At 67.3% G+C, this 10,680-nt stretch carries 11 protein-coding genes and 1 pseudogene; 8 read left to right on the top strand and 4 right to left on the bottom strand.

Annotation, left to right across the window (positions count from 1 at the left end):
- Positions 1–158 precede the first annotated feature (158 nt).
- From recF to dnaA, 4 genes are all read right to left on the bottom strand, one after another.
- Complete coding sequence (gene recF, locus ACFQ36_RS16865) at positions 159–1,373, bottom strand: DNA replication/repair protein RecF (protein ID WP_377015624.1); 1,215 nt, start codon at positions 1,371–1,373, stop codon at positions 159–161.
- A 6-nt stretch (positions 1,374–1,379) separates the two neighbouring features.
- Entirely contained in the window at positions 1,380–2,294 is a 915-nt protein-coding gene (gene gnd / locus ACFQ36_RS16860) for a phosphogluconate dehydrogenase (NAD(+)-dependent, decarboxylating) (protein WP_377015622.1), read from the bottom strand.
- 46 nt (positions 2,295–2,340) lie between these two features.
- On the bottom strand, positions 2,341–3,465 hold the full coding sequence (gene dnaN / locus ACFQ36_RS16855) for a DNA polymerase III subunit beta (protein WP_377015620.1): 1,125 nt from the start codon (positions 3,463–3,465) through the stop codon (positions 2,341–2,343).
- A 606-nt stretch (positions 3,466–4,071) separates the two neighbouring features.
- A complete protein-coding gene (dnaA, locus tag ACFQ36_RS16850) occupies positions 4,072–5,487 on the bottom strand; it encodes a chromosomal replication initiator protein DnaA (RefSeq protein WP_377015618.1) in 1,416 nt (471 codons plus the stop codon).
- A 457-nt stretch (positions 5,488–5,944) separates the two neighbouring features.
- On the opposite strand from dnaA, the gene rpmH reads away from it, so the two are divergent.
- From rpmH to ACFQ36_RS16810, 8 genes and pseudogenes are all read left to right on the top strand, one after another.
- On the top strand, positions 5,945–6,082 hold the full coding sequence (gene rpmH / locus ACFQ36_RS16845) for a 50S ribosomal protein L34 (protein ID WP_377015616.1): 138 nt from the start codon (positions 5,945–5,947) through the stop codon (positions 6,080–6,082).
- Positions 6,083–6,163: 81 nt separating this feature from the next.
- A complete protein-coding gene (gene rnpA / locus ACFQ36_RS16840) occupies positions 6,164–6,556 on the top strand; it encodes a ribonuclease P protein component (protein WP_377015614.1) in 393 nt (130 codons plus the stop codon).
- Positions 6,553–6,945, top strand: a complete 393-nt coding sequence (gene yidD, locus ACFQ36_RS16835) for a membrane protein insertion efficiency factor YidD (protein ID WP_377015613.1) — start codon at positions 6,553–6,555, stop codon at positions 6,943–6,945. Before rnpA ends, yidD begins: the two co-directional genes overlap by 4 nt.
- A gap of 17 nt (positions 6,946–6,962) precedes the next feature.
- Positions 6,963–7,937 (top strand): membrane protein insertase YidC, encoded by a 975-nt coding sequence (gene yidC, locus ACFQ36_RS16830; RefSeq protein ID WP_377015611.1) that lies wholly within the window; start codon positions 6,963–6,965, stop codon positions 7,935–7,937.
- Positions 7,934–8,500 (top strand): protein jag, encoded by a 567-nt coding sequence (locus tag ACFQ36_RS16825; RefSeq protein WP_377015609.1) that lies wholly within the window; start codon positions 7,934–7,936, stop codon positions 8,498–8,500. Before yidC ends, ACFQ36_RS16825 begins: the two co-directional genes overlap by 4 nt.
- Before the next feature lie 44 nt (positions 8,501–8,544).
- Complete coding sequence (gene rsmG / locus ACFQ36_RS16820; protein WP_377015607.1) at positions 8,545–9,180, top strand: 16S rRNA (guanine(527)-N(7))-methyltransferase RsmG; 636 nt, start codon at positions 8,545–8,547, stop codon at positions 9,178–9,180.
- 88 nt (positions 9,181–9,268) lie between these two features.
- Positions 9,269–10,237, top strand: coding sequence for a ParA family protein (locus ACFQ36_RS16815; protein ID WP_377015605.1), 969 nt, complete (start codon positions 9,269–9,271; stop codon positions 10,235–10,237).
- Positions 10,238–10,327: 90 nt separating this feature from the next.
- Positions 10,328–10,680: pseudogene (locus tag ACFQ36_RS16810) on the top strand (hypothetical protein); the annotation flags it as partial.

Below are 10,680 nucleotides of genomic sequence, written 5' to 3'. Positions count from 1 at the left end.
CGTCGCCGGCGGAAGGACGGCGGCGGGTGCCCGGCCGCAGGCGCACCTCCCCGCGTGCCGCCGCCGCTTCCCGCATCCGGTTGAGCATCGCCTTCGCGGCGTCGATGTCCTGCTCCTCCGCCGGCGCGGTTTCGTCCGGCTGCCGGCCGGCGGGCTGCTCACGCTGACTGTCTGCCATCGAAGACGCCTCCAGGCACCACCGTGATCTGCCCGCCGCGCAGCGCGGCGGGAATGTCCTCCGCCACCGCGGCCGTGACCAGTACCTGCTCCGCCCCGGCCACAATGTCCGCCAGCTTGCCGCGGCGCTGGTTGTCCAGCTCGGCGAAGACATCATCCAGGATGAGCACCGGGGCGGCCCCGGGCCCCTGCCCGTCCTCGCACAGCACATAGTACGAAGCCAGGCGCAGGGCCAGGGCCAGCGACCAGGTTTCGCCGTGGGAGGCATAGCCCTTGGCCGGCGCCGGTCCCAGCCACAGTTCCAGTTCGTCGCGGTGCGGGCCGACCAGCGAAATGCCGCGTTCGACCTCCCGCCGGCGCTGCTGGCGCAACGCGTCGAGGTACCTGCTGCGCAGCTGCTCCAGCCCCAGGCCGGAAAGCCCGCCGTCCGCGGCCGGCAGGCCGGCGGTGGTCCCGGGCATGCCTTCCGGCTCGCCGTCGTCGGACAGCTGGCTCTCCAGCGTGGAGCGGTAGACGGCGCGGGCCTGCTTGGACCCGTCCGTCAGCGACGCGTAGGCCCGCGCAATCTGCGGCTGCAGCAGCTGGACCAGTTCCAGCCGGGCCCTGACCAGGGCGGCGCCGGCCTGGGCCATGTGGTGGTCCCAGACTTCCAGTGTGGCCTCGTGCGCGGAGGTGAACCGGCCGGAGGCCCGGGCCGACTTCAGCAGGGCGTTGCGCTGCTTGAGCACCCGCTCGTAGTCGCTGCGGGTCGCGGCGTGGTGGGGGACCAGGCTGGTGAGCAGCTCGTCCAGGAACCGGCGGCGGCTGGACGGGTCGCCCTTGACCAGGGCCAGGTCCTCGGGGGCGAAGAGCACGGTGCGCAGGATGCCCAGGATTTCGCGGGCGCGCACCGGGTTGGCGCGGTTGATCCGGGCGCGGTTGGCCTTGCCCGGGTTCAGTTCCAGTTCCAGCGAGGTGACCTGGGACCCCCTGACCACCCGTGCCCGCACCAGGGCCTGCCCCGTGCCGAAGCGAACCAGCGGCAGGTCGGAGCTGACCCGGTGCGAGGAAAGCGAGGCAAGGTAGCCGATGGCCTCGACGATATTGGTTTTCCCGATGCCGTTGGCGCCGACGAAAACGGTGACGCCCGGCCCGAGCCCGACATCCAGCTGCGGGTAGGTCCGGAAGTCCGTCAGCGACAAATACTCGATAAACACCTGTGCCTACGCCGGACTTCCCTTGGCCCGCGGACTTTCCGCCGGGCGGCGCACCGCGTGGCCGCCGAACTGGTTGCGCAGCGCGGCCACCATCTTCATGGCCGGCGAGTCGTCCTGCCGGGAGGCAAAGCGGGCGAACAGCGCGGACGTGATGGCCGGGGCGGGGACTTCGTTGGCGATGGCTTCCTCCACGGTCCATCTGCCCTCGCCCGAATCCTCGACATAGCCGGCCACCCGGGTCAGGCCCGGGTCTTCCTGGAGCGCCTTGACCATCAGGTCCAGCAGCCAGGACCTGACCACGGTGCCCTTCTGCCAGGCCCGGAAGGTGCCGGGGACGTCCTTGACGATGCCCTTGGCCTCGAGCAGTTCGTAGCCTTCGGCATAGGCCTGCATCAGGCCGTATTCGATGCCGTTATGCACCATCTTGGCGTAGTGTCCGGCACCGACGTCGCCCACATGGACAAAGCTTTCCTCCCGCGGTCCTTCCGGCCGCAGCGCGTCGAAGACCGGCAGCACGGCCTGGACGTGGTCCGCGGTCCCGCCGGCCATCAGGGCGTAGCCGTTGGCCAGGCCCCAGACGCCGCCGGAGACCCCGACATCGATGAAGCCGATGCCGCGGTCGGCCAGCACGGCCTGGTGCCGCTGGTCCTCGGTGAATTTCGAGTTCCCGCCGTCGATGACCAGATCCCCGGCCTCGAGTTTCCCGGCCAGCTCGGTGATCACCGAATCCGTGATGGTACCTGCCGGCACCATCACCCAGACCGTGCGGGGAACCGGCAGGGCCGCCACCAGCTCGTCCAGCGAGGCCGCGTCGGTGACCTCGGGGTTCCGGTCGAAACCGGTGACTTCGATGCCGGCGCTGCGGAGGCGCTCGCGCATGTTGAAGCCCATTTTCCCGAGTCCGATCAGGCCGATGTGCAACGGGACCACACCTTTCCGCTGGTTTCGTGGCTGCTGGCAGGATTCCTTACTGGTTGGGCAGGCGTACCGGCATCAGCAGGTACCGGTAGTCCGAGCGGTCTTCGCCGGCCAGGTCGTCCTGTCCGGTGAGCACCGCGGGCTTGGGCGGGGTGGTGAAGGAGAAGCGGACGTACTTGCTGTCGAACGCGCTCAGGCCTTCGGAGAGGTAGTGCGGATTGAACGCGACCGTGATCTCATCGCCCACCAGCGCCGCTTCGAGGGCTTCGGAGGCCTGGGCATCTTCGCCGGTACCGGCGTCCAGGGTCAACTGGCCGTCGGTGAAGGCCAGCCGGACCGGGGTGTTGCGTTCGGCTACGAGGGACACACGCCGGACGGCTTCGACCAGCACGGAGGTTTCCACGGTGGCATGGATCGGCGTGTTTTCGGGGAAGAGCGAGCGGATCTTGGGGTAGTCCCCGTCCACCAGCAAGGAAGTGGTCCGCCGGCCGCCGCTTTCGAAGCCGATCAGTTCGCTGTTCTCGGACAGGGCCAGGCTGAGTTCGCCCGAGCCGCCAAGGGTCTTGGCCACTTCGTTCAGGGTCTTGGCTTTGACCAGGGCGCTGGTGGAAATGTTCGGATTGCCCGGCCGCCAGGGAAGTTCGCGCAGCGCCAGGCGGTACCTGTCGGTGGACAGCAGCGTGATCAGGCCGTCCTCGATCTCCATCCGGACACCGGTCAGGATCGGCAGGGTGTCATCCCGGCTGGCGGCAATGATGACCTGGCTGACGGCCTGGGCGAAGGCGTCCCCGTCCACGACGCCGCTGATCTCGGGCAGCGGAGGCAGGTCCGGATAGTCGGCCACCGGCATGGTGGCGAGGTTGAAGCGGCTGCTGCGGCAGGTGAGGGTGACCTTGGAACCGTCGGTTCCGACCTCCACCGGGGCCGAGGGCAGGCTGCGGCAGATGTCGGCGAGCAGCCTGCCGGAGACCAGGATGGTGCCTTCTTCGGAGACGTCGGCCGGGATCTGCAGCCGGGCCGAAATTTCGTAGTCGAAACTGGCGATGCTGACCATGCCGCCTTCGGCGTTGATCAGCAGGCCGGACAGCACCGGGACGGGGGGGCGAGGCGACAGGGACCGGGCTGTCCAGGTTACGGCTTCGGCCAGTACATCCCGGTCAACTCTGAACTTCACTGAAGGGTGCCGCCTTTCACAACGAACATGTCAAGGAAGGCCACCTGGGACGCCAACTGCTGGCACCGCGCAGCGGGTGCCGGTGCAGTTGAGGGCAAGTGACAACGATTCTTCCTGCAAGCTTAGCGGCCGCGGGCCGATTCTGACACCGGACCGGGCGCGAAGCAAAGGGTACGCAGCATTGAACCGGAACGGAGGATGTGCCGGGGGTTCGTCCCGGACCTCATGTTATTTGGCAGGCTCTCAAAAATGGGATTCGTAGTGTTAATAACGTCTGTGGAATCTGTGGAAAACCGGCGCCATGGGCGGATCCGCGCCGAATCCGGCTGTTCACAAGCTGTGGGCTTTAAGCGCATCCGCAGACTGGGCCGTGTGGACAATTTTCCGCATAGGTTCGCGGATCCACAGGGGCACCCCGGGTTTTCCTCCGCAGGGGTGCGGTTCTCCACTTAAGAATCCACAGGGTTATCCACACCTGTTAATTTTTCCGGCCCTGCGGGCCGGACGGCGCGGCAGGATGGCAGGAAGGCGGGCCCGGCGTCAGGGTTCCGCGGGGCGGGCGGGGAACCGGCAAGCCCGCCGGGAGCGCCGCCCGCCGGGCTGCGCCTAGTGCTCGCGCTGCTGCTGCTTGATGCGGTTGGTCAGCTCGGTGACCTGGTTGTAGATGGCGCGCCGCTCGGCCATCAGTTCACGGATCTTGCGGTCCGCGTGGATGACGGTGGTGTGGTCCCGGCCGCCGAGCTCCTGGCCGATCTTCGGCAGCGACATGTCCGTCAGCTCCCGGCACAGGTACATGGCGATCTGCCGGGCGGTCACCAGGGTGCGGGTGCGGGACTTGCTCTTGAGCTCGTCCAGGCTGAGCTTGAAGTAGGCGGCGGTCTGGCCCAGGATGGTCGCCGCCGTGATCTCCTCGGCGCCCTCGTCGGTGATCAGGTCCTTGAGCACCGACTCGGACAGGCCCATGTCCACCGGCTGCCGGTTCAGGCTGGCGAAGGCCGTGACCCGGATCAGCGCGCCCTCGAGTTCGCGGATATTGGTGGAGATCTTGGAGGCGATGTACTCCATCACCTCGTCGGGCAAGGACAGCCCCTCGCTCAGGGCCTTCTTGCGCAGGATGGCAATGCGGGTTTCCAGCTCCGGCGGCTGGATGTCGGTGAGCAGGCCCCATTCGAAGCGCGACCGCATCCGTTCCTCGAAGCCGGAGAGCTGCTTGGGCGGCAGGTCCGAGGTGATGACCACCTGCTTGTTGTGGTTGTGCAGCGCGTTGAAGGTGTGGAAGAACTCTTCCTGCGTCGCGTCCTTGTTGGCCAGGAACTGGATGTCGTCAATGAGCAGGATGTCCACATTGCGGTAGAGCTGCTTGAAGCTGGCGCCCTCGTCGTCGCGGATGGAGTTGATGAAGTCGTTGGTGAATTCCTCGGAATTGACGTACCGGACCCGGATCCCGTTGTACAGGTGCCGGGCATAGTGGCCGATGGCGTGCAGCAGGTGCGTCTTGCCCAGGCCGGAGTCGCCGTAGATGAACAGCGGGTTGTAGGCCTTGGCCGGCGCCTCGGCGACCGCGACGGCGGCGGCATGCGCGAAGCGGTTGGAGGCGCCGATGACGAAGGTGTCGAAAACGTACTTCGGGTTCAGCCGGCCGAATTCCTGCGAGGTGCTCGGCGGGGCGGGCTGGGGCCTGACGTCGTGGCGGATCTCGGCCGGCGCGGGGGCGGGCTCCGCCGCGGTGTCCGGCTCCTCCTGGGGCACCAGGTCCGTGTCCACGCTGAAGGCGCAGAGGATTTCGTCCTGGAAGACATCGCGCAGCGCGTCCTGGAGCGGGTCCTTCAGCTGCTGTGACTGGAAGACCTCGCGGGTGAGCTCGTTGGGCACGGCCACCAGCAGGGTGGTGCCGATCAGGCCCTTGGCCTGGGCCAGGACGACGAAGCCGCGCTGCCGCGGCGTGACCCTGTCGTCCCGTTCGAGGGTGCGGACCACCTTGCGCCAGGAACTTCCGACGTCGTTTATCTGGTCCGTGTCCACCAAAACCCCTCAATAGCTCTTGCAACCCTCAGCGAGCCAAGGACCGGGTGTGTTGCGGGCCCGATCGTGATTCTTCATCCACAGGTTTATGCACAGTCCGTGGATAAAGGGCCCTTGCCAAGAGTAGAGGATGATTCCCGCAGAATACAGCCGGGCTGCGGGCCGTACGGCCCGTTGGTCCGCCGCCGGCGGCGATACCGGGCAGGGAAGTTGTCCACAGGATAATCCGGGCTGTGGACGGCGTTTTCCCTTGCGCTGGTTTGACGCGTCCGGGCGGTTCCACCTACCGTTATGTAGTCCTTTGTGTCTACTTTGTGCAGTCCTGCATGCCCTCGAGGGTTTGGAATGAACCCCCGGGTCGTGCCGGAAATCACGGGTTGGCACCTCATAGAGCGTCCGCCTGTTCTTGTTGCAACGGGTTAAGGCGCATCTTTCGATCGTCTTTGGAGTTACCACCGTGAGCAAGCGGACTTTTCAGCCGAATAATCGCCGTCGTGCCAAGAAGCACGGCTTCCGCCTTCGCATGCGCACCCGCGCCGGCCGCGCCATCCTGGCCGCCCGCCGCGGCAAGGGCCGCAGCGAACTGTCGGCCTAGCCCGGCCGCAGTCTGCCCGGGCCGGCTGTAGCCATGCGTTTCCGGCTGGCCCGCAGCTGCGCAGCGGATACCTGAACCAGCATGCTCTCCGGCCGGAACCGAATGCGCAGTTCGGCAGACTTTTCAACAACCGTACGTTCCGGCGCCCGTTCTGGGCGCCGGAACTTGGTGTTATATGCGGCCCCTGCTCCGGTGCAGCGACCCACGGTGTTCGGCTTTATTGTCTCCAAGGCCGTGGGGAACGCCGTGACCCGCAACCTCGTTAAGCGCAGACTGCGGGAAATCGCCGCGCTGAGCCTGAAGGATCATCCGGAGGGGCTGTCGATTGTGGTCCGGGCTCTGCCCGCGGCCGCATCGGCGGACTTCGCCGGGCTGGGCAGCGACTACCGCAAGGCGTTGTCGGCTGCCGTGGCCCGGCTCCGGCCGGCGAAGCCCGTGGATGCAGCCAGCACACAGAAGGGATCCGAGGAGTGAGCGTACCTGCCCAGCCTGTCCAGCGCCCGGCTCGCATTCGCGCCGGGCTGCGCCTGCTCTGGGGCCTTCCGCAGCAGACCCTGATACTGCTGCTCAAGGCCTACCGGCGGCTCGTGTCCCCGCTCTACGGCCAGGTCTGCCGCTTCTTTCCTTCCTGCTCGGCGTACGCGCTGGAAGCGGTGACGGTGCACGGCGCCGTGAGGGGGACCTGCCTCGCCGCCCGCCGGCTTGCCCGGTGCCACCCCTGGAACGACGGCGGCGTGGACCACGTGCCGGCCTCGGCCCGGTACGAACGGATGCTGCGCGAGAACCCCGCCAGGACCCCACGGATTTTGGTACTGAACCACCCGGTGATTCCATCCGACGAGGAAGGCCGCCCCGCGGCCTGAGGAGCTAAAGAGAGACCATGGACTTCTTCAATACGATACTGACGCCCTTCACCTGGGTGGTGTCCTGGATCATGTGGGCGTTCCACCAGGCATTTACCTGGCTGGGGATGGATCCGGCCAACGGCTGGACCTGGACCCTGTCGATCATCGGGCTGGTGTTGGTGATCCGGGCCGCTCTCATCCCGGTCTTCGTTAAGCAGATCAAGGCCCAGCGCGGCATGCAGGCGCTGCAGCCGGACCTGCGCAAGCTCCAGCAGAAGTACAAGGGCAAGACGGACCAGCTCTCCCGCCAGGCCATGACGCAGGAGCAGATGGCGCTGTACAAGAAGCACGGGACCAACCCGTTCTCCGCGTGCCTGCCCATGCTCATCCAGATGCCGTTCTTCTTCGCGCTGTTCAACGTGCTGAACAACACCGCCAAGGCCAGCCAGGGCGGCCAGGGCATCGGCGCGCTGTCGGCCGCCGACGTCGCCCAGTTCGACGCCTCCACCATCTTGGGCGCCCCGCTCTCGGCCTCGCTGCTGCACGGCGGCGCCAACACCCCCGGCACGAGCCAGGTGGCCGTCATCGTGCTCTCCATCATCATGATCCTGGCGATGATCGCCTCGCAGTTCATCACGCAGAAGCAGATCATGGCCAAGAACATGTCCGAGGAGGCCCTGCAGTCCCCGTTCATGAAGCAGCAGCAGATGATGCTCTACATCCTGCCGCTGGTCTTCGGCATCGGCGGCATCAACTTCCCCATCGGCGTGCTGATCTACTGGACCACCACCAACCTGTGGACCATGGCCCAGCAGTTCTTCGTGATCCGCCGCATGCCCACCCCGGGGTCCCCGGCCGCCAGGCAGTTGGCCGAGCGCCGCGCCAAGAAGGGCCTGCCGATGGTTCCGCTCCTGGGCGAGCGGAAGTCCGAGGAGGAAGTCCTGCCCGCCCCCGCTGCCCCCAAGGGCCAGCGCCAGCAGCCCCAGCGTAAGAACAGGAAGAGGAAATGAGCACCGAGAGCGTATCCGACGTGAACATTGAGGGGCCCGACACGGAGCAGTCCGGCGGGGCCGAGCCGGCCGGGACTTCCGCCGCTGCCGCCAGCCGCCTTGAGGAAGAGGGCGACATCGCCGCCGACTACCTCGAGGAACTGCTGGACATCGCCGACATTGACGGCGACATCGACATCGAGGTCCGCAACGGCCGCACCTACATTTCCATCGTCTCCGAGGACGAGGAGAACGAGGCGCTCGAGGCCCTGGTGGGCCCGGGCGGGGAGGTCCTCGAAGCCCTCCAGGAGCTGACCCGGCTGGCCGTGCTGGCCGCCACCGACAACCGTTCCCGCCTGGTGTTGGACATCACCGGCTACCGCGCCGAGCGCGGCCAGGAACTGCGGCAGATCGCGGAGGACGCCGTCGCGCGCGCCAAGGAGACCGGCGAGCCGGTGGCGCTGGACCCGATGAGTGCCTACGAACGCAAGATCGTCCATGACGCCGTGGCGGACCTGGGACTGGTCAGCGAATCCGAAGGCGAAGGCTCGGACCGCCACATCGTGGTCTTCCGCGAGTCCTGAGCAGCGTCTGCGGCGGGCCGGGATGATTTGTCCAGGGGTGGGAAGTGCTTGAAATGACGGCGGCCGAAAAGGCCGCGGCAGAGAAGATCTTCGGGGACCGTCTCGGCCTGGCCGGGCGCTACGTGGAACATCTGGCCACGTCGGGAATGGAGCGCGGCCTGCTCGGGCCGCGCGAGGTGCCGCGGCTGTGGGGCCGGCATGTGCTCAACTGCGCCGTGGTGGCCGAACTGATTGCCGAAGGGGCCGCGGTGGCCGACGTCGGCAGCGGCGCGGGCCTGCCGGGCCTGACCTTCGCGCTGGCTCGCCCGGACCTGAAGCTGACGCTGATCGAGCCGCTGGAACGACGGGTGGCCTGGCTGAACGAGGTGGTCGAGGACCTGGGACTGGACAATGTCGCGGTGCTCAGGACCCGCGCCGAGCTGGCGGTCGGCAAGGTGCCGGCCGACGTCGTCACCGCCCGCGCGGTGTCCGCCCTCAAGGCCCTGGCCGGCCTGACCATTCCGCTGCTCGAAGGGCACGGCGAGGTGCTGGCCATCAAAGGCCGCAGCGCGGCCGAGGAAGTCGAGAAGGCGGCCAAGGTCATCCGCAAGCTGGGCGGCACCGGGACTTCGGTACTGACCGTGGGCGAGGGGCTGCTGGAGGAGCCGACGACGGTGGTCCGGATCCTGGTGGGTTCCTGACACCGAACCGGTCCCGGCACCCGATAACCTATAGGAGCCGAAGCCGCAGGAACTGGCGGCGGCCGACCCGCAGGAGTCGGCCTTTGGCATGAAGGTTTCACGTGAAACGACGAGTGGCGGCAAGGTCAGTATGAAAGTCAATGAAGAGGCTACGGTTCCCAACGTGATGGATGCGATCGACGAGAGCACTCCGCTGGCCGCGGAACTGGCGAACGAGAACCGCCGGCGCGAGCGGCTGCAGGGGCGCGAGCTGCCGAAGCCGGCCAGGACCCGGATCCTCACCGTCAGCAACCAGAAGGGCGGCGTCGGCAAGACCACCACCACGGTCAACCTGGCCGCCGCACTGGCCAGCGCCGGCCTGAACGTCATGGTCATCGACATTGATCCGCAGGGCAACGCCTCCACCGCCCTCGGCGTCGAGCACCACGCAGACGTGGAGAGCATCTACGACGTGCTGATCAACGACCTGCCGCTCAGGGAAGTCGTCGCGCCCTGCGAGGACGTGCCGAACCTGGTGTGCGCCCCGGCCACCATCCATCTGGCCGGCGCCGAAATCGAACTGGTCTCGCTGGTGGCGCGGGAACAGCGCCTGCGCCGGGCCATCGACGTCTATGCCCGGGAGCGGGAGAAGGCGGGGCTGCCGCGGCTCGACTACATCTTCATCGACTGCCCGCCCAGCCTCGGGCTGCTGACCGTCAATGCCTTCGTGGCAGCACACGAAGTCCTCATCCCCATCCAGTGCGAGTACTACGCCTTGGAAGGGCTGAGCCAGCTGCTCAAGAACATCGACATGATCCAGAAGCACCTCAATGCCGACCTGGTGGTGTCCACCATCCTGCTCACCATGTACGACGGACGGACCAACCTCGCCGCCCAGGTGGCCGCGGAAGTGCGCGAGCACTTCCCCGAGCAGGTGCTCAGCGCCGTCGTGCCCCGCTCGGTGCGCATTTCCGAGGCCCCGAGCTACCAGCAGACGATCATCACCTACGATCCGAATTCGAGCGGCGCGCTGTCCTACCAGGAAGCGGCTACGGAAATCGCCGAACGCGCCCGGTAATCCGGCCCGCGCCCGGCACACCAGTAGAATGACCTCTAAACCTTTGAAGTGAACCGGCCTGCTGAGATTGCAATACGGAAGGATCCCCAGATGAGTGAGAAGCGGCGCGGACTCGGCAGAGGCCTGGGCGCACTGATTCCCAGTCCTCCCGCGGCGACGCAAACTCTGGATTCGGATGCCGCTTCCGTCGACGCGTCCCGGAAGGCCAGGCCGGTGGACCTGTTTTTCCCCGCGCCGCCTGCCCGCGGGGACGGACAGGCCGACGACGGCGCCGGTTCGGCGGCCGCGCATGTGGCCGAAGTGCTCCGTGCCCCGCGCCGGAAGCCCGCGCCGGCGCGCAGGACCCCGGGGAAGAAGCCGGCAGGCGCCGAGGCTGCCGCCAGGGAAACGTCCGGGGAGGCCGAGCGGCCGGAACCCGTGCAGCAGCAGGCAGCGGGCAAGCC

This window comes from Arthrobacter sp. GCM10027362, from assembly GCF_042679445.1.
Classification (GTDB): domain Bacteria; phylum Actinomycetota; class Actinomycetes; order Actinomycetales; family Micrococcaceae; genus Crystallibacter.
The sequence above is the reverse complement of the archived record's forward strand: the minus strand, read 5'-3'. Positions and strand labels throughout refer to the sequence as shown.

Excerpts from the sequence above, each read along its gene's own strand:
- rnpA (WP_377015614.1), top strand. The coding sequence starts at position 6,164 with ATGCTCTCCGGCCGGAACCGAATGCGCAGTTCGGCAGACTTTTCAACA.
- yidC (WP_377015611.1), top strand. The coding sequence starts at position 6,963 with ATGGACTTCTTCAATACGATACTGACGCCCTTCACCTGGGTGGTGTCC.
- ACFQ36_RS16825 (WP_377015609.1), top strand. The coding sequence starts at position 7,934 with ATGAGCACCGAGAGCGTATCCGACGTGAACATTGAGGGGCCCGACACG.
- ACFQ36_RS16815 (WP_377015605.1), top strand. The coding sequence starts at position 9,269 with ATGAAGGTTTCACGTGAAACGACGAGTGGCGGCAAGGTCAGTATGAAA.